Consider the following 17951-nt stretch of genomic DNA (forward strand, 5'->3'; position numbering starts at 1 on the left):
GAGCACGAATCGGTTGCGCTGGCCCGCGAGATCGTGGAAACCGGCGAGATCATGATCTTCGTCGGGCCCGACTTCGTCGTGACGGTCCGGCACGGCGACCACGGCGGGCTGGCAGGGGTGCGCAAGCGGATGGACACCACGCCGGCCAACTGCGCGCTGGGCCCGTATGCCGTGCTCCACGCCATCGCCGACCACGTCGTCGACCACTACCTCGAGGTCACCGACCTCGTCGAGAACGACATCGACGCGATGGAGGAGAACGTCTTCTCCCCCACCAGCGACACCGACATCGAGCACATCTACCTTCTCAAGCGGGAGGTCGTCGAGATGCGAAGGGCGGTGGGTCCGCTGAACCTCGCTCTGCAGCGGCTCGGATCCGACCACAACGACCTGATCTCCAAGGAGGTCAGGCGCTACATCCGCGACGTCGTCGACCACAACACCCAGGCCTCGGATCGGATCGCCAGCTACGACGAGGTGCTCAGTTCGCTGGTGCAGGCCGCCGTCGGCAAGGTGTCGATGCAGCAGAACATGGACATGCGAAAGATTTCGGCGTGGGTCGCGATCGCGGCCGTCCCGACCGCGCTGGCGGGCATCTACGGGATGAACTTCGAACACATGCCGGAATTGGCGTGGACGTGGGGTTATCCCGCTGTCCTGCTGGTGATGGCGACGGTGTGTTCGGTGCTGTACTTCACCTTCCGCCGCAATCACTGGCTGTAGTCAGCTCGGCTGAGCCGCCGGCCGGCGCGGATCCCGCACGTCGACGCCATCGGTGCGCCAGGCCTCCCGCATGGCCTCGGCACCCTTGAGTCGCACCCAGGCGGCCTCGGTCGGGGTGATCGGCGTGGCCGCCAAGAACGTGACGGGATCATTCGGTGCCGGTAGCACGACGTCGTCGATGTCGCTGGGACCCAACAGCATTGCGGTGAAAGGTGCGGCCGCCCACAGCGGTGTCTCGAGGTCGACGAGGGCGTCGGGTACCAGCACCAGACCCTCGACGGCAGGGGACGCCGCTACCACCGCGATCGAGCGCGCCAGACCGGTCGGCGTCGGCCCACGCAGAGAAACCACCACTTCCGCCCGCGGACCACTCGCCGAGTCGACGACCATGACCGTCGGGTCGAGCATCGGATGCCGCGAACAGCCGAGCGACACATGGTGATGCGTGCCATCGGAATCGGGCCCGAAGCGCAGTACGTCGATCGACTCGGCGCCCAGGAAGGTCACGCTCGCGACGGAAGGCTCGGCGGGCTCGCCGCCGGCCCCGCTCCGGTCGAAGTGCTCGCGCAGCCGCGCGCGGACCTCGGCCAGAACGTCGGTCACTCGGCGGGCGGAATCGACAGGTTGGCGCCGGTGTCCGCGTCGAACAGCGTCAGCTTTGCGGTGTCGAAGGCCAGCTCGGCTGTCTGTCCCGCGACGGCCTTGGACTCGGCGGGAACCCTTGCCACGAACTGGTTTTCGCTCGCGCCAGACTCGGCGGTCAACTCCGCGAGCTGGGCGGCCTGCGCACCTTCGCCCTCGGTGTGGAAGTGGATGTACTTGTCCGCGCCGAGCGATTCGACCAGGTCGACCGTCACCTCGAATGTCAACGCCCTGATCCGCGCGTAGGTGTCGATCAGCGCAGAATCCTCCAACTGCTCCGGCCGGACGCCGACGATGACGTTGGTGGGCGTGGGATGAAGAGCCAACGTCTCGTGAACCTCGGTCGTCAGCGTGATGTCGCCGAACGGCAACCGCACTCCGACGTCGGTCAGCGTGGCCGGGAAGAAGTTCATCGACGGCGATCCGATGAAGCCGGCGACGAAGAGGTTGGCCGGGCGGTGATAGAGCTCGTCGGGTGTGCCGATCTGCTGTGCCACCCCCGCCAGCATCACGACGACACGATCTCCGAGCGTCATGGCCTCGGTCTGATCGTGAGTGACGTAGACCGTGGTGGTGCCGAGGCGATTCTGCAGCCGCGCGATCTCGGCCCTCATCTGCACGCGCAGTTTCGCATCGAGGTTGGACAGTGGCTCGTCCATCAGGAATGCCTTGGGGCTGCGGACGATTGCGCGACCCATCGCGACACGCTGGCGCTGGCCACCGGACAGCTGAGCGGGCTTGCGGTCCAACAGTTCCGTCAGGTCCAGGATCTTGGCCGTCTCGTCCACCTTGGTGGCGATGTCGGCCTTGCTCATCTTCGCCAGGGTCAGCGGGAAGGCAATGTTCTGCCGCACGGTCATGTGCGGGTACAGCGCGTAGGACTGGAAGACCATGGCGATGTCACGGTCCTTCGCGGCCTTCTCGTTGACCCGGTCGCCGCCAATGCGGAGCTCTCCCGAGCTGATGTCCTCCAGTCCCGCAATCATGTTCAGCGTCGTCGACTTACCGCACCCGGACGGTCCGACCAGGATGACGAACTCGCCGTCGGCGATGGTGATCGACAGATCCTTCACCGCCGCAGCGCCGCTGGCGTAACTCTTGCCCACGTGGTCCAACACGATTTCGGCCATGGACTACCCCTTCACCGCACCGGACGTCAGACCGGCAACGATCCGTCGTTGGAAGATTAGAACGAAGATGACGATCGGCACCGTGATGACCATCGCGCCAGCAGCGATCGATCCGGTCGGCTCCTCGAATTGTGAACTGCCCGTGAAGTTCGCGATCGCGACGGGTGCCGTGATGGCCCGCTCGGTGGCCGTCAGCGATAGCGCCAACAGCAGGTCGTTCCACGCGAAGATGAACACCAGGATGGCCGCGGTCACGATGCCGGGCGCGGCGAGCGGTGCGATCACCTTGCGGAAGGCCTGCCCCGGCGTCGCCCCGTCCATCTTCGCCGCCTTCTCCAGATCCCATGGGATCTCCTTGAAGAACGCCGACATGGTGTAGATCGCCAGCGGCAGCGCGAACGTGATGTACGGGATGATGAGGCCGGGCCACGTATCGAACAACCCGATCCTGCGCTCGATGTTGAAGATCGGTGTCACCAGCGAGATCTGGGGGAACATCGCGATCAACAGGGCGACGCCAACCAGGGCGCGCTTGCCAGGAAACGCCAGCCTGGCGATCGCGTAGGCGGCCATCCCCCCGACGACGACCGCGATCACCGTGGTGATCAGGCCGATGCCGATCGAGTTGACCAACGCCGAGGTGAAGATGTTGCCCTGGAAGATCGCCTTGTAGTTGTCGAACGTCACCTCTGACGGAATCAGCTTGCCGTCCTTGACCATTGACGTCGGCTTCAACGACAGCGACAGGATCCACAACACCGGGAACAGGGCGTACAGGACGACAAGGATGTTGACGACGGTCCAACCCGTGGCGCGGCCGGGACTCACCTTCTCGGACATCTAGCGACCCTCCTCGTCCGCACCGGGTGCCGACGCGCCGAAGATCTTGATGTAGATGAACGCGATCACGGCGACCGTCAGGAAGATCAGGACGCTAATCGCCGAACCCAGGCCGAGATTGAACGCCTTGAACAGGTTGTCGTAGCCCAGGATCGACACCGAACCGGTGTCGTTCGCGCCGCCGGTCAAGACGTAGATGTTGTCGAAGATGCGAAACGCGTCAAGCGTGCGGAACAACAGCGCCACCAGAATCGCCGGTTTGATGAGCGGCAGAATCACCTTCGTCAACCGCTTCCACGGACCAGCACCGTCGATCTGGGCGGCGTTGAGGAGATCCTGCGGCACCAACGCGAGCCCCGCCAGCAGGAGTAGCGCCATGAAGGGTGTCGTCTTCCACACCTCGGCAAGCACCACGACGGCCAACGACGGGAGCTGCTCGGTCAGCGGCGCCGTCCCCGCGGGTAGCAGGTTGGCCAGATAGCCGGTGCCTGGCGTCCACGCGTAGTACCAGCTGTACGACGCCGCCACGGTGACGATTCCGTACGGGATCAGGATGGCGGTGCGAACGGCGCCCTTGCCAAAGATCGTCCGGTGCATGACGAGGGCGAGCGCCATTCCGAGGACGAACTCGATGGCGACCGAGACGACGGTGATCGCGAGCGTCACGACGAACGCCGTCCACCAGTACCGGTCGCTGAGGATGGTCGCGTAGTTGTCGAACCAGATGAACTTGGTGTCGTCCGGCGCGGCCAGGTTGTAGCGCTGCAGGCTCAGCCACACCGCGTAGGCGATGGGGTAGGCGGTGACCGCCAACATCAGCAGGACGGCGGGGGTGATCAACCAGAACGCCAGTCGGCGCTCGGCCTTTCGGTCGTCGCCTGACGAGCGCTTGCGCGAGGAATCAACCGCGCTGGCACGCTCCGCGGGTGCGGTCATGGGATCAGACCCTTGCCGTCGATGGCCTTCTGCACCTGATCGGCGAGCACGTCGGCGGTGCGGTCCGGATCGATGTCGGTGATCGGGGCCAGCGTTGCCGAGATCCGTGTCGACACCGACTGGTAGACCGGCGTCGCCGGCCGCACGGCGGCGTTGGTGAGCTGCTCCCGGATGATCGCGTACTGCGGATACTTCTTCTGGAACTCCGGGTCGTCGTACAGCGACGCGCGCACGGCGGGCAGGCCGCCTTCGACGGAGGTATAGCGCTGGTTTTCGACGCTACGCAGACAGCGGATGGCCTCGAATGCCTCGGCCTTGTGCTGACTGTTCTTGCCCACCGCAAGATTGAGGCCGCCGATCGTCACCCTGGCCTGCTGACCTGGGAGCACGCCCGGGTAATTGGCGAAGCCAAAGACTTCCTTGCTGGCGTCGTACGCCGAATCGAACTGCTCGTCGGTGGGTTTGAACGTCCCAAGGTCGTCGATGCTGCCCTTCAGATCGGCGCGTTCGTTGAGCGGCAGGTAGGGCACGCCACCCTTGACGGCGTTCTCCAGCATGGAGGGCAGGACGAAGGGCCAGTTGACCTCCAACGCCGCCTTGCCCTGCTCGAGGGCCAGTCGCGCGGTGCCCTCGTCGGTCTGGGTGATCGACGGATCCGCGCCTGGCGCGGTGGCGACCGCCTTGATGATCTGCAGCGCCTTCACCGTCGCCGCCCGATGCTCGGGCGTATCGGTCAGCGTGACCGTCTTGCCGTCATCGGAGAGCACCTGGCCGCCAGCGCTGACCAGCAACGTGTTGAACCACACCACCAGACCCTCGTACTGCTTGGCCTGCAGGGCGATCCAGCTCGGCTTGCCCTCGTCGTGCAAGCGGGTCGCCTCGGAGACCATCGCGTCCCACGTCTGCGGTGGGTCCTTCATCAGATCGGCCCGATACCAAAGCAATTGGGTGTTGGTGGTGATCGGCGAGGCGTACAGCTCGTCCTGCCACTCGGCCGTCTTCAGAGGACCGGGAAGCGTGTTCTGCCGCGCATCGGCCTCGGCTTGACCGGCCGGATCGTCGGCGAGCGGCAACGCCCAGCCGGCTTCGGCGAATTCGGCGGTCCACACCACGTCGAGGGCCATCACGTCGAGCGACTTGTCGTTACCAGTGAGCCTGCGCGCCAATTGCAGCCGTTGATCGTCGGCGCCCTTGGGCAGGCTGATCTGCTTGATCGTGAAGCGGCCGCCGAGTTCTTCGTTGCAACGCTTGGCTACCGCAGTGAAGGTGGCCATCTCGTTGGCCGGTGTGTAGTAGTTGATGACGATCCCGCCACCCTGGCCACCACATGCCGACACCATCGACGCCGTCGTCAGCCCAGCCAACGCCGCAGCGCATAGCCGCCTAACGCGCACCACCGCCTCCCGTCCGCGTTGGATGTCGCCGCCGGAGCGGCTCCTGGCGAGAACCTCCCGCGGGCAAACCGTAGAGCGAGTTACGCGTGATGTGCAACACTTCCGCACCCGCGCGTCGGAATCGTGACGCGGCAGCAACCTTCGCGCGGCCCAACCAGAGCGCGCGCGCAAACTTCTGACGGGTACCGGCGTGTCGGCGGCGAACCGATCGTTGACGGTCGTCCGGTGTCAGATCTTCAAGCGCGCCAGCAGATCCCGGCCCTGCTCGGCACTCTGCGGGTCACACAGCACGTCGTAGCGTCCGGCAACCAATTGCATCGTCGAGCTGAAATCTCTTGTGCCCCGCGCCATCGCGTATTGGAGCCCTGAGGTGATGATGCCGAAGAACACACCGGCGACCAGGCCGGCGATGAGCGCACCCCACGGGCTCGGCCCGAAGAACCCGAGCACCAGCCCGATGAACAAGCCCAACCACGCGCCCGTCAATGCGCCTCCGCCGAGCACCCGAGGCCACGTGAGCCGGCCAGTGACCCGCTCGACCTGCATGAGGTCGACGCCGACGATCGTCACCTGCTGGACGGGGAACTCTTGGTCCGACAAGTGATCGACGGCACGCTGCGCCTCGGCGTAGGTGGGGTACGAGCCGATGGGCCACCCCTTCGGCGGGGTCGGCAGTGCAGCGAAGCCACCACGTCCCGAATTCTGGCCAGCCCGCCCTGGATTCTGAAGTGGGTTCGTCATCGTCCTGTCCCGTCGTGTCGCGTTCGAAGTGCAGCTGCACCCTCCATTCTCAACGTTCGGCGACCGCGATGGGTGCCGTCTGCCCAACGAGCGCCGGCGAACCTTAGCTCCGGTAGGTTGACCCCATGACTCATCCGGGCGGCTTCTCCGGCGATCCGGCAGGTCAGCAGCCGGGCGGGCAGCAGTACCCGACCCCTGGCGCCTACGAGTACCCGCCCGTCGACTACGGCGCCATTCCGCCACCGGCGTATTCACCCGCGCCACCTGCGTATTCACCGCCGCCCCAGATGCCCCCGGGGGCCTACCCGGCACCGCCGCCCTACGGGCCCTACAACGCCCCGTACCCCGGCCCGTACGGGGGTCCGTACGGCAATCCGTACCCGCCGGTCTACGGCACTCAGCCGGTCACCAACGGCATGGCGATCGGTTCGCTGGTGAGCTCCCTGGTCGGCATCCCGGCGTACTTCATGTGCCTGCCCTTCGTCGGATCCGTCATCGGCGTCATTCTGGGGATCGTGGCGCTGAGCCAGATCAAGAACCGCCACCAGAAGGGCAAGGAGATGGCGATCGCGGGCATCGCGATCGGGGGCGTCTGCCTGCTCGGCGCGCTGATTGTGCTGCTGATCTACTCGACCACGTTCTTCCCGTACTGACGGAACCCTCGGGTCGTCCGGAGCGCTAGGTTGGAATCGTGATGGGACTGAGGACTTCGTGAGCACTGGATCCGACGAGCCGACACACGGCCAGGAGTACCCGCCACTCGAGGACTCCGCGCCGCGGGTCGATCCGTATGCGCCAGTGGACTATCCGACGGACTCCGTGCCGCAGTCGCCGAACTACCCGGCCCAGCCCGACTATCCGGCCCAGCCCGGCTATCCGCCTCCGCCCGGCTATCCGCCGCCTGGCTACCCACCACCCGGTTATCCCCAGATGGGCCATCCGCCGCAGTACGGGGGCGGCTACGGATACGGCGGCGCCTATGACCCGTACGCACAGGGCAGGCCGGTGGGCACCAACGGCAAGGCGATCGCAGCGATGGTGACCTCCATCGCCGGTCTGATCTTCTGCGGGCTGCCCTCGATCGTCGGTCTGATCCTCGGGGTCATCGCGATGCGCGAGACGAAGCGGACCGGGCAGGAGGGCCACGGAATGGCCCTGGCGGGCGTCATCGTCGGCGCGCTCTCCGTCGTGGGTTGGCTGCTCTACGCGGGGGTCATCCTCTTCGCGATCGCCGTCACGTCCACCTCGCCGTACGGCTACTGATTCGGCGGTTCGAACGGATCCGTCGTACGCGCCATCCCGGCGGCCCGTCCCTTGCCCGCGATGACCAGCGCCATCTTGCGGCTCGCCTCGTCGATCATCTCGTCACCGAGCATCACCGCGCCCCTGGCCCCACCGACCCGCGACGTGTGCCACTCGTAGGCCTCGAGGATCAACTCGGCGTGGTCGTAATCGGCCTGGCGGGGGCTGAAGATCTCGTTGCCGGCCGCGATCTGATCCGGGTGCAGAACCCACTTGCCGTCGTACCCGAGCGCCGCCGCGCGCCCCGCCACCCGCCGGAACGCCTCGACGTCGCGCACCTTGAGGAAGGGGCCGTCGATCGCGTTGATGCCATGCGTGCGGGCGGCGACGAGGATCCGCATGAACACGTAGTGGTACGCGTCGCCGACGTCGTACCCCTCGGGTTGCTCGCCGACGACCAGGGTGCGCATGTTCAGGCTCGCCATCATGTCGGCGGGTCCCAGTACCAGAGCTTGCACACGAGGTCCCGCCGCGATCGCGTCGACGTTCGTCAGACCCTCGGCGTTCTCGATCTGCGCCTCGATGCCGATGCGCCCAACCGTCAGTCCGTTGGCGAGCTCCAATTGGGTCAGGAGGAGATCAAGGGCCTGCACGTGGGCGACGTCGGTCACCTTCGGGAGGACCACCACGTCGAGCTGGGCGCCTGCCGCCGCCACCACTTCGATGACATCGGCGTGCGTCCACGGAGTGGTCCAATCGTTGACCCGCACCCCGCGCAGCTGTCCCGCCCAGCCGTCGCCTGCCAGGGCGGCAGCAACCTGAGTACGGGCTTGCGCCTTGGCATCTGGTGCCACTGAATCCTCGAGATCCAGGAACACCTGATCGGCGGGCAGTCCCATGCCCTTCTCGATCATCTTGGCGCTGCTGCCAGGAACTGAAAGACACGTTCTGCGGGGGCGATAGCGGTTCTCCACGAGTTGAGTCTCTACTCTTTGTCTCATGGTGGCGGTGAACAGGGTCTACGCGGCCCGACTATCGGGGATGCTGGTACTCGGCCCCGACGGTGAATCGATCGGCCGCGTCCGCGACGTGGTGATCAGCATCGGCATCGGCCGCCAACAACCGCGCGTGCTTGGCCTTGTCGTCGAATTGCTTACTCGCAGAAGAATTTTCGTTGGTTTGCTCCGCGTCACGGCGATCGAACCCAGTGCCGTCACGCTCACCACCACCAACGTCTCACTGCGCCGCTTCGCGCAGCGTCCCGGCGAGGTCCTGGTGTTCGGTCAGGTGCTCGACACAAGGGTGCGCGTGCAGGATCCCGAGCTCGAACAGCTCGCAGGAGTCGACTCCGTCGTGGTCGACCTCGCCATCGAACAGATCCGCACCAGGGACTGGGTGGTCACCAGGGTCGCGGTCCGCAGCCAGCGCAGGCTGGGCCGCCGCACCGCAGTGCACATCGTCGACTGGCAGAACGTCACCGGCCTCACCCACTCGGCGATGTCACTGCCCGGCCAGGGCGTCGCCTACCTGCTGGCGCAGTTCGAGGGGCAGCGGCCCATCGTCGTCGCCGACGCCATCCGCGACCTACCCGCCAAGCGTCGCTACGAAGTCGTCAACGCCCTCGACGACGAACGTCTGGCCGACATCCTGCAGGAGCTGCCCGAAAGCGAACAGGCCGATCTGCTGAAGCGTCTGGACACCGAACGCGCGGCCGACGTGCTCGAGGCCATGGACCCCGACGACGCGGCCGACCTCCTCGGCGAGCTGGGCGCCTCGGCGGCCGAGGCACTCTTGGCCCGGATGGATCCCGAGGACTCCGAGCCGGTGCGGCGACTGCTGAAGCACTCGCCAGACACCGCCGGTGGCCTGATGACTCCCGAACCGGTCGTGCTTGGGCCGGGCACCACCGTTGCCGAGGCGCTGGCGCGGGTGCGTGATCCCGACCTAACCCCGGCGCTGTCTTCGTTGGTGTTCGTCGTGCGGCCGCCGACCGCCACCCCGACCGGTCGCTACCTTGGCTGCGTGCATCTGCAACGGCTGCTGCGGGAGCCGCCGGCGGCCCTGGTCAGCGGCATCATGGACTCCGATCTACCAAGCCTCGGCCCCGAGACGTCGTTGGCGGCGGTCACGCGTTACTTCGCGGCTTACAACCTGGTCTGCGGGCCGGTGGTCGACGACGAGAAGCATCTGCTCGGCGCCGTCACCGTCGACGACGTGCTCGACCATTTGCTGCCCCACGACTGGCGGGTGCGGCAGGAGGATCCCGTCCTGCCCAACCCCGATGACCTGTCCGACGCCGGGATCCCTGCCCCGGGAGGTCCGTCGTGAGCGACCTGTCGTCGCGGCAGCGACTCGACACGCCGCGCACCCGGCGCAGGCGGTTCACCCCGCGGGTCGACATCGAGGCCGTCGGGCGGTTCAGCGAGTCGATCGCACGGTTCCTCGGCACGGGTCGCTACCTCGCCATGCAGACCGTGCTGGTGATCGTGTGGATCGCGTTCAACCTGTTGGCGGTGACCCTTCGTTTCGACCCCTACCCGTTCATCCTGCTGAACCTCGCCTTCTCCACGCAGGCCGCGTACGCGGCGCCGCTCATTTTGCTGGCGCAGAACCGGCAGGAGAACCGCGACCGGGTGTCGTTGGAAGAGGACCGGCGTCGCGCCGAACAGACGAAGGCCGATACCGAGTACCTCGCGAGGGAGTTGGCCGCGCTCCGCATCGCGGTCGGCGAGGTCGTCACACGCGACTACCTCCGCCGCGAACTCGAGGAAGTGCGCGAGCTTCTCGACGAACTGAAGGCCGCCAAGAAGCCCAAGAAGAGCGTGGCTGCGAAAGCCGTCCGCGACTGGGATGAGTCGGTCTAGCCCATTGCCGCAACACGCTCGAAATCACTCGGTATGGTGACTTGGTTCACAACGTTTGGCGACGTTTGCCGACGCTACGTTGATCATCGCGGATCTAGGACGGTTGAGTGCACATAGGGGGCGGGTCCGCGTACGCAACGGTGCGACGCCGCGTGCGCCGGGTCATGGGCAGGCCCGCCTTCGGGGTCGCCGTTTTGGCACCGTTGATCCTTCTGCTGGCCGTCGGCGCCTCGGCGCCGGCACCGAGGCACGCCGTCGCCGATGACGCCATCACGCCGCTGGCATCGGTGGCACGTACCGGTGACGATGCGGGCGTCGTCGTGGTCACCGCCCAGAGATTGCCGACTCCGTTCCGTTTCGCGATGGCGACCCTTTCGGCTCCCCCGCCCACGATCGTGGTGAGTTCACCTGGCAGCCTGCGGATTCCGGCCATCGCCCTGAGCGCGTACCGCAATGCCGAACGCCTGATGGCCGCGGCGTATCCGGGCTGCGGCGTCAGCTGGAACCTGCTGGCGGGAATCGGGCGCATCGAGTCCCTGCACGCCAACGGCGGCGCCACCGATCCGCAGGGCACGTCGATCGGGGGCATCTTCGGGCCCGCGCTCGACGGCACTCTCGCGGGCAACGAGGTCATCGTGCAGAGCGTCCAGGCGGGCCGGGTCACTTACGCGAGGGCGATGGGCCCGATGCAGTTCCTGCCCGGCACCTGGGCGCGGTATGCATCCGACGGCAACGGCGACGGCAAGGCCGACATCCAGAACCTCTACGACGCTTCGCTGGGTGCCGCCCGGTATCTGTGCAGCGGCAATCTGAACCTCCGCGACCGGTCCCAGGTGCTCTCGGCGATTCTGCGCTACAACAACTCGATGGCGTATGCCCAGAACGTGCTGGGCTGGGCGGCGGCCTACGCCACGGGCGTGGTGCCGGTGAACCTGCCGCCGATCGGGGCGGTCCCGCCGATCGGTGACGCCCACCTCGCGTCCAACCCGGAGGGCCTCGGGCCCGGCATCGGACTGCCCGCCGATGATCCACTCGCCGCGCTGGCCCTTGGGACGAGCGGACAGGATCAGTTGGCCTACGCCCCCGGCCCCGGCGCAGGCGTCCCTTCTGTCGCTCCCGCGCCTCCGCAGAACTGCCAGGTGTTCTGCTTGACGCCGCAGGCCCCCTCTGCGCCGCTGCAGAACTGCCAGGTCTTCTGCCTGACCCCGCAGGCCGCGCCGGCACCGCTGGCCGAGACGCTCGCACCTCAGTCCCCGCCACCGTTCTTCGCGCCGCCTCCGCCGCCGCCGGCACCGTTCGTTGCGCCCCCGGTGGAGGCGCCAGCCCCGTTGGTCCCGGCGGCCCCGGTGCCCGGTCCAACCAGCTGACGGCTGCGCCTAGACTCGCGGGTGATGTCTCCGCAACCGCTCCATGACTCCGAAGGCCTGAAATCGGCTGTTCGGTCGGCCCTGTCCAAGGTCATCGACCCCGAACTCCGCAAGCCGATCACTGAGGTCGGCATGGTCAAGGACGTTTCGGTCAACCCGGACGACGCCGCCGTTCACGTCGAGATCTACCTGACCACGTCGGCGTGCCCGAAGAAGACCGAGATCTCTGATCGCGTCAAGCAGGCCGTCGTCGACGTGCCAGGCACCGGCGCCGTCAAGGTCACCCTCGACGTGATGGACGACGAGCAACGGGCCGAACTGCGCAAGCTGTTGCGCGGCGACTCCCGGGAACCGGTGATCCCCTTCGCACAGCCCGGATCGCTGACTCGCGTGTACGCGGTGGCCTCCGGCAAGGGTGGCGTCGGGAAGTCCAGCGTGACGGTCAACCTCGCGGCGGCGCTGGCTGCCCGCGGGTTGTCGGTCGGCGTGCTGGACGCCGACATCTACGGCCATTCGGTGCCGCGGATGATGGGCACTGCCGAACGACCGGTTCAGGTCGACTCGATGATCCTGCCGCCCATCGCGCACGACGTGAAGGTCATCTCGATCGCGATGTTCACCCAGGGCAACACCCCGGTGGTCTGGCGCGGGCCGATGCTGCACAGGGCGCTTCAGCAGTTCCTCGCCGACGTGTACTGGGGTGACCTCGACGTGCTGCTGCTCGATCTGCCCCCTGGCACCGGCGACATCGCGATCTCGGTGGCGCAGTTGATTCCCGGCGCCGAGATCCTGGTGGTGACGACGCCGCAGGCGGCCGCCGCCGAGGTCGCCGAACGCGCAGGTGCCATCGCCCTGCAGACCCGTCAGCGCATCGTCGGCGTCGTGGAGAACATGTCCGGCCTGACCCTGCCCGACGGCACCGTCCTGCAACTGTTCGGCGAGGGCGGCGGCAAGCAGGTGGCCGAGAACCTCACCCGCACCGTCGGCGCCGACGTGCCGTTACTCGGCCAGGTGCCATTCGACACGGAGCTGGTTTCGGCGGGCGACTCGGGCACGCCACTGGTGCTCAGTGCGCCGGATTCGGCGGCGGGCAAGGAGTTCCGCTCCATCGCCGACGCGCTGACCGCGCGCAAGCGCAGCCTCGCGGGGATGTCCCTCGGCTTGAACCCGATCGGGCGTTAGGTCGCGTCGCTGTCGAACGGCGTGGCACCCGACGGGCGAGATTCCGACTCGGGCTTCGTCTGATCGAGCGCCGGAGTCTGATCGAGCGCCGGAGTCTGATCGGGCGCCGGAGTCGCCGGCTGCGGCTGACCCGGTGAGACGGGCTTCACCGGCTTGTCGAAGTTTCCCGTCAAGAACGAATCGTCACCGTCGAGCAGATGTTTCGTCAGCGCGGCGCGCGGCGTCATCCCCCGCAGCTTCTGCAACTCGCTAAGCGGCTGGCGCAGGTCTTCGAACTCGGGGCCGAGATCCTCCCGCAACTGACTGGTCGCGCCGCTCAGATACTCACGGACCTGGCGCAGGGTGCCGGTGGTCCAGCGAATGGCACCGGGCAGCCGTTCCGGCCCGAGGATCACAAGGCCCGCCACGACGAGCACCAACATCTCGCCCCAGCCGATATTGCCGAACATCGCTACGCGGCAGGGTTATCGGTGCCGGGGTTCACCGTCAGAGTGACGGGCCGCCCGTCCCGGATCACCTGGATGGGAGCATCCTGGCCGATCTTGAGTTGGCGCACCGCGACGACCATCTCATCGGCGTCGGCCACCGTGCGGTCGCCCACCTTGACGACGACGTCGTTCTCCTTGATTCCTGCCCTGTCCGCAGGACCCCCTGCCACGACGTTCTTGATCAACGCCCCGGAGGCCGTGTCGTTGCTCACCGACACGGCGTTGAGGCCGAGCGTCGGATGCGACATCTTGCCGTCCTTGATCAGACCCTCGACGACTTCCTTGACCTCGTTCACCGGGATGGCGAAGCCGAGCCCACTTGCACTGTCCGACAACGACTTCCCGGCCGTATTGATGCCGATGACCTCGGAGTTCATGTTGATCAGCGGGCCACCGGAGTTACCGTGGTTGATCGATGCGTCGGTCTGCACGCCGTCGATCACGGTGTCGGTATCTGAGCCGTCGCCCGACAGCGGCACGGGCCGGTGCAGTGCACTGATGATGCCGTGGGTGACGGTGCTGCGCAGGCCAAGCGGAGCACCCGCCGCAATCACCTCTTCACCAACCCGGATCTTCTCGGAGTCACCGAGACGGGCGACCACCAGCTTGTCGACGTTGTCGACCTTGAGCACGGCGATGTCGGTCTTCGGGTCGCGGCCGACCAGGTTGGCCGGCACTTCGTGGCCGTCGTTGAAGACCACCGAGATCTGGAAGTCGGCGGGGTTCTTTGCCGCATCCGAGATGACGTGGTTGTTGGTCACGATGTAGCCGCGACCGTCGACCACGACGCCCGACCCCTGCGAGCCCTCGCCCTTGCTCAGCGCCTCGATGGTGACGACCGAGTCGGCAACCGCCGAGGCGACGTCGGCGAACCTACTGGTCGGCTCCTCGGCTTGGCCGTTGGTCTGCAGCGTCACCTTCGACGTGGTGAAGGCGGGAATGATCTCGGCGGTCTTGTTGCCGATCACGCCACCGATGCCGCCGATGACCAGCGCGACGATCACGATGGCACCCAGCGCCACCCAGGAGACTCGGCCCCCGAACAGGACGTCGCGGACGCCGAGCTTGCCCATCGGAACCTGATTGGTGACGACGGGCGCCGGCTTGGGTTGCGCGGGGACACCGAGGCTGGGGGTGGCCGACGGGTCCCGCCTCGGGTCGGCGGACGCCTCGGCAAGTTCGCGGTCGTGCTCGGCCCGAAGCGCCCCCGCGTCGGCCGGATGGCGCTGCAAGGAGTCCGATGAGTCGCCGGGACGGCCGAATGCGTCGGCGAGGACCGTGTCGGGTGCCTGATCCCTCGGGGTGTACTCGCCCTGGTCGCGATGCTCGTCGGCGCCAAGGAAGGAACCGGTGACGCCGTCGGGTCGTCCGAAGGCGCGGGTCTGCGCCGGATCGACCGGTGGGCGCGAGACGGGCTTCGGCTCCATACGAGGACGATTTCCGAACTGGTCCTGGTTGGTCACCCGTGTTCACTCTCCGTCAGAGCGTGCGCCATCACCGACACCCGCCATTGCCCTTGGCCAAACAATCACCCTACCGGCGCTTGCGCCGCGTACGCGGCACGCCAGCATCAACTTGAGGACCGACGTCCTCCACAGGAGGCTCCAGCGGCGCCTGGTGCGGGATCTTCGACAACGCTCCGAGCAGTGACGTCGGGATGACGATCGGGCAGGAGTCCCGCAACGCTGCGCGAGCTTGCCCCTGCGCGTCGACCTCGGCCGAACATTGAGGACACAGCGACATGTGATGCGCTGCTCGAAGGTGTGCGCCCATGCGCAGCTCGCCGTCGACGAACGCAGCGATGGCCTCCGTCGAGAGGTGCTCGGTGGAGCCGAACCTTCGCGGGCCGACCGGCTGATCACTCTGCGACGCGAACTGGGTGGGCAGCCAAGAGAAGGCGCGGCGGAACACGTGTCCCGGGTCGACCATGGACCTGCTCCTCTCTAGACCAGTTCATGCCTGTTCATCACATGGTGACGCTTCCACACTCGAATGTAGCGCGGCTCGCCGCTTTGAACACGCACTAGGCCGCCGCTAAGTCAGGCAGACCCCGCGGCGCCTTCCGCGAACGCCTCCGGATGATTTGCCAGATACTCGCGCAGCGCCTGCCTGCCACGGTGGATGCGGCTGCGCACCGTACCGAGCTTCACTCCGAGCGTGGCGCCGATCTCTTCATAGGACAGACCTTCGATATCGCACAGGACGACCGCGGCACGGAACTCCGGCGGCAGTGAGTCGAGCGCCGCCTGCAGGTCGGGACCCAACCGAGAGTCGTGGTAGATCTGCTCGGGGTTCGGTTCGTCGGCGGGGACGCGGTCGTAGTCCTCGGGCAGCGCCTCCATGCGGATGCGGCTGCGGCGCCGGACCATGTCAAGGAACAAGTTGGTCGTGATGCGGTGCAGCCAACCTTCGAACGTCCCTGGCTGGTAGTTCTGCACGGACCGGAAGACACGAATGAACGTCTCCTGCGTCAGATCCTCTGCGTCGTGCTGGCTTCCCGACAACCGGTACGCCAAGCGGTACACCCTGTCGGCGTGCTGACGGACCAGTTCGTCCCAGGACGGCATCGTGGTCTTGTCGCCCGTCGCATCGAACACGGCGGTGCCAGACATCTCCTCTGACGGCTCCGCCCAGTCGCCGTCGCCGGCCTGCTCGAAGTGCGCCATGAATACCGGGGACGTGCTTGCGGTGGTCGTTGGATCCTCCAGAACGCTAGTGCGGCTACCGGCAACTATGCCCGCATCCGTACCCGCGGAAACTGCTTCGTCGCCGTGGTTATTCCCGGGTCCCCAGCTTCCGCCGTTTTTCATGCCCTTACCGTTGCCGACCCCCGTGAGGTCCACATATGGGGAAGCTGAACTTTTACTGAGAATGTCGATGATGCACCATGCGAACTGCGGAAACCAGTCGATTTCTCCCGCAATCCCACGCTCGGCGCGGGCGTGTCGAGGCGCGGACCGCTCCGCGTTCGCTCTACGCTGCGGGCATGGTCAGCACCGACGATCCGACCGGTCCGGCCGGGGGCACCGACCCACGGCCAAGCCGGGCCGACGCGATCGTCGCGCATGCCGAGAACTCGATCTCCGAGGACGCGCTGACCGCAGCGGCCAGGGAACGCGCCGATGACAGCGGTGCTGGGGCCGTCACTCCCGCAGTGGGCGCCATGTTGAGCGTGCTGGCCAAGATCGCGCGCGCCAAGGCCGTCGTCGAAGTCGGGACCGGTGTCGGTGTCAGCGGACTCTGGCTGCTGTCCGGGATGCGCGACGACGGCGTGCTCACCACGATCGACGTCGAGCCCGAGCATCAGCGACTGGCCAAGCAAGCCTTCACGGAGGCCGGTATCGGAGCGTCGCGGACAAGGCTGATCAGCGGCCGCGCCCAGGACGTGCTGACCAGGCTGGCCGACGAGTCCTACGACCTGGTGTTCATCGACGCCGATCCCGCCGACCAGCCGCAGTTCGTCACCGAAGGCGTACGCCTGCTGCGGTCCGGCGGTGCCATCGTGATCCATCGCGCCGCCCTCGGCGGCCGGGCCGGCGATGCGAGCGCCAGCGACCGGGAGGTCACGGCCGTCCGCGAGGCCGCGAGGCTCATCGCCGAGGACGAGCGACTCACGCCGGTGCTGGTGCCCCTGGGTGACGGCCTGCTCGCCGCCGCCCGCGACTGACCCCACCCCCCTTTTCTCGCCGAGCAGTCCGCGGTGCAGTCTTGACAGTCGACTGAACGCGCGTTTAGCGTACTAAACATGCGTTCAGCCGACGACCTGACTGCCACCGCCCGCATCCGCGATGCGGCGATCGAGCAGTTCGGCGAGCACGGGTTCAGCGTCGGCCTGCGGGTGATCGCGAAGGCCGCGGGCGTCAGCGCCGCGTTGGTCATCCACCACTTCGGCTCGAAGGACGGGTTGCGGAAGGCCTGTGACGACTACGTCGCCGAATCGGTCCGGGTCGCCAAGAGTGAGTCCATCCAGTCGTCGGACCCCGCCGAGTGGTTCGGCCAACTGGCGGAGATCGAATCGTTCGCACCCTCGATGGCCTACCTGATGCGCAGCATGCAGTCCGGCGGACCGCTCGCGAAGTCTCTGTGGCACAACATGATCGACAATGCCGAGCAGTACATCGAGGAAGGCGTGGCGGCAGGCACCATCAAGGCAAGCCCCGACCCCAAGGGCCGCGCCAAATTCCTGGCGATGGCTGGCGGCGGCGGCTTCCTGCTGTACCTGCAGTTGCACGACGATCCCACCGACATTCGGGCCGTGCTGCACGACTACGCGCAGGAGATGGTGCTACCCGCCCTCGAGGTCTACACGCGGGGATTGATGACCGACTCGACGATGTACGACGCATTCATGGCGCAGCAGGCTGCAGGCATTCCCATCGTTACGTCCAAGGAGGAGTGATCG

At 66.8% G+C, this 17951-nt stretch carries 20 protein-coding genes; 9 read left to right on the forward strand and 11 right to left on the reverse strand.

Features of this window, described 5'->3' with window-relative positions; all coding sequences use genetic code 11:
* Positions 1–723 (forward strand): magnesium and cobalt transport protein CorA (locus tag QOD90_RS26860; RefSeq protein ID WP_526354818.1); only part of this gene is annotated, 723 nt, incomplete at its 5' end.
* On the opposite strand, the gene QOD90_RS26865 is transcribed toward QOD90_RS26860, so the two are convergent.
* From QOD90_RS26865 to QOD90_RS26890, 6 genes are all read right to left on the reverse strand, one after another.
* The gene (locus tag QOD90_RS26865; protein ID WP_526354820.1) at positions 724–1326 is read right to left on the reverse strand and encodes a suppressor of fused domain protein; all 603 of its coding nucleotides are present in this window, start codon (positions 1324–1326) and stop codon (positions 724–726) included.
* Positions 1323–2495 (reverse strand): ABC transporter ATP-binding protein, encoded by a 1173-nt coding sequence (locus tag QOD90_RS26870; RefSeq protein WP_526354822.1) that lies wholly within the window; start codon positions 2493–2495, stop codon positions 1323–1325. The genes QOD90_RS26865 and QOD90_RS26870 overlap by 4 nt, the downstream gene beginning before the upstream one ends.
* A 3-nt stretch (positions 2496–2498) precedes the next feature.
* Positions 2499–3323, reverse strand: coding sequence for a carbohydrate ABC transporter permease (locus QOD90_RS26875; RefSeq protein WP_526354886.1), 825 nt, complete (start codon positions 3321–3323; stop codon positions 2499–2501).
* Between the two features lie 12 nt (positions 3324–3335).
* Entirely contained in the window at positions 3336–4271 is a 936-nt protein-coding gene (locus QOD90_RS26880) for a carbohydrate ABC transporter permease (protein WP_526354824.1), read from the reverse strand.
* Positions 4268–5665: an ABC transporter substrate-binding protein gene (locus QOD90_RS26885; protein WP_526354826.1), complete on the reverse strand. Its 1398-nt coding sequence runs from the start codon at positions 5663–5665 to the stop codon at positions 4268–4270. Before QOD90_RS26885 ends, QOD90_RS26880 begins: the two co-directional genes overlap by 4 nt.
* A gap of 228 nt (positions 5666–5893) precedes the next feature.
* Entirely contained in the window at positions 5894–6406 is a 513-nt protein-coding gene (locus QOD90_RS26890; RefSeq protein WP_526354828.1) for a general stress protein, read from the reverse strand.
* 125 nt (positions 6407–6531) lie between these two features.
* On the opposite strand from QOD90_RS26890, the gene QOD90_RS26895 reads away from it, so the two are divergent.
* Both QOD90_RS26895 and QOD90_RS26900 read left to right on the forward strand, forming a co-directional pair.
* Positions 6532–7059: a DUF4190 domain-containing protein gene (locus QOD90_RS26895; RefSeq protein ID WP_526354830.1), complete on the forward strand. Its 528-nt coding sequence runs from the start codon at positions 6532–6534 to the stop codon at positions 7057–7059.
* A 58-nt stretch (positions 7060–7117) separates the two neighbouring features.
* On the forward strand, positions 7118–7669 hold the full coding sequence (locus QOD90_RS26900) for a DUF4190 domain-containing protein (RefSeq protein ID WP_526354832.1): 552 nt from the start codon (positions 7118–7120) through the stop codon (positions 7667–7669).
* Here QOD90_RS26900 and QOD90_RS26905 read toward each other — a convergent pair.
* A complete protein-coding gene (locus tag QOD90_RS26905; RefSeq protein WP_526354834.1) occupies positions 7663–8622 on the reverse strand; it encodes an HpcH/HpaI aldolase/citrate lyase family protein in 960 nt (319 codons plus the stop codon). The genes QOD90_RS26900 and QOD90_RS26905 overlap by 7 nt on opposite strands.
* 25 nt (positions 8623–8647) lie before the next feature.
* On the opposite strand from QOD90_RS26905, the gene QOD90_RS26910 reads away from it, so the two are divergent.
* The 4 genes from QOD90_RS26910 (at position 8648) to QOD90_RS26925 (ending at position 13061) form a co-directional block, all read left to right on the forward strand.
* Positions 8648–9976 (forward strand): magnesium transporter MgtE N-terminal domain-containing protein, encoded by a 1329-nt coding sequence (locus QOD90_RS26910; protein ID WP_526354836.1) that lies wholly within the window; start codon positions 8648–8650, stop codon positions 9974–9976.
* Positions 9973–10512, forward strand: a complete 540-nt coding sequence (locus QOD90_RS26915; RefSeq protein ID WP_526354838.1) for a DUF1003 domain-containing protein — start codon at positions 9973–9975, stop codon at positions 10510–10512. The genes QOD90_RS26910 and QOD90_RS26915 overlap by 4 nt, the downstream gene beginning before the upstream one ends.
* Positions 10513–10619: 107 nt before the next feature.
* Positions 10620–11879: a lytic transglycosylase domain-containing protein gene (locus QOD90_RS26920; RefSeq protein ID WP_526354840.1), complete on the forward strand. Its 1260-nt coding sequence runs from the start codon at positions 10620–10622 to the stop codon at positions 11877–11879.
* Between the two features lie 24 nt (positions 11880–11903).
* Positions 11904–13061, forward strand: a complete 1158-nt coding sequence (locus QOD90_RS26925; RefSeq protein ID WP_526354842.1) for a P-loop NTPase — start codon at positions 11904–11906, stop codon at positions 13059–13061.
* Here the strand turns inward: QOD90_RS26925 and tatB are convergent.
* The 4 genes from tatB to sigE form a co-directional block, all read right to left on the reverse strand.
* A complete protein-coding gene (gene tatB / locus QOD90_RS26930) occupies positions 13058–13510 on the reverse strand; it encodes a Sec-independent protein translocase protein TatB (RefSeq protein WP_526354844.1) in 453 nt (150 codons plus the stop codon). The genes QOD90_RS26925 and tatB overlap by 4 nt on opposite strands.
* A gap of 2 nt (positions 13511–13512) precedes the next feature.
* Positions 13513–15012 (reverse strand): serine protease HtrA, encoded by a 1500-nt coding sequence (htrA, locus tag QOD90_RS26935; RefSeq protein WP_526354846.1) that lies wholly within the window; start codon positions 15010–15012, stop codon positions 13513–13515.
* Positions 15013–15082: 70 nt separating this feature from the next.
* Complete coding sequence (rseA, locus tag QOD90_RS26940; protein WP_526354848.1) at positions 15083–15478, reverse strand: anti-sigma E factor RseA; 396 nt, start codon at positions 15476–15478, stop codon at positions 15083–15085.
* A gap of 110 nt (positions 15479–15588) precedes the next feature.
* On the reverse strand, positions 15589–16359 hold the full coding sequence (sigE, locus tag QOD90_RS26945) for an RNA polymerase sigma factor SigE (protein ID WP_526354850.1): 771 nt from the start codon (positions 16357–16359) through the stop codon (positions 15589–15591).
* 176 nt (positions 16360–16535) lie between these two features.
* On the opposite strand from sigE, the gene QOD90_RS26950 reads away from it, so the two are divergent.
* Both QOD90_RS26950 and QOD90_RS26955 read left to right on the forward strand, forming a co-directional pair.
* Positions 16536–17216 carry an O-methyltransferase gene (locus QOD90_RS26950; RefSeq protein WP_526354852.1) on the forward strand — a complete coding sequence of 227 codons (681 nt, stop codon included), beginning with the start codon at positions 16536–16538 and terminating at the stop codon, positions 17214–17216.
* A gap of 78 nt (positions 17217–17294) precedes the next feature.
* On the forward strand, positions 17295–17948 hold the full coding sequence (locus QOD90_RS26955; RefSeq protein WP_526354854.1) for a TetR/AcrR family transcriptional regulator: 654 nt from the start codon (positions 17295–17297) through the stop codon (positions 17946–17948).
* Positions 17949–17951 lie beyond the last annotated feature (3 nt).

The sequence above is a fragment of the Mycobacterium sp. genome (assembly GCF_032161845.1).
Classification (GTDB): Bacteria; Actinomycetota; Actinomycetes; order Mycobacteriales; family Mycobacteriaceae; genus Mycobacterium.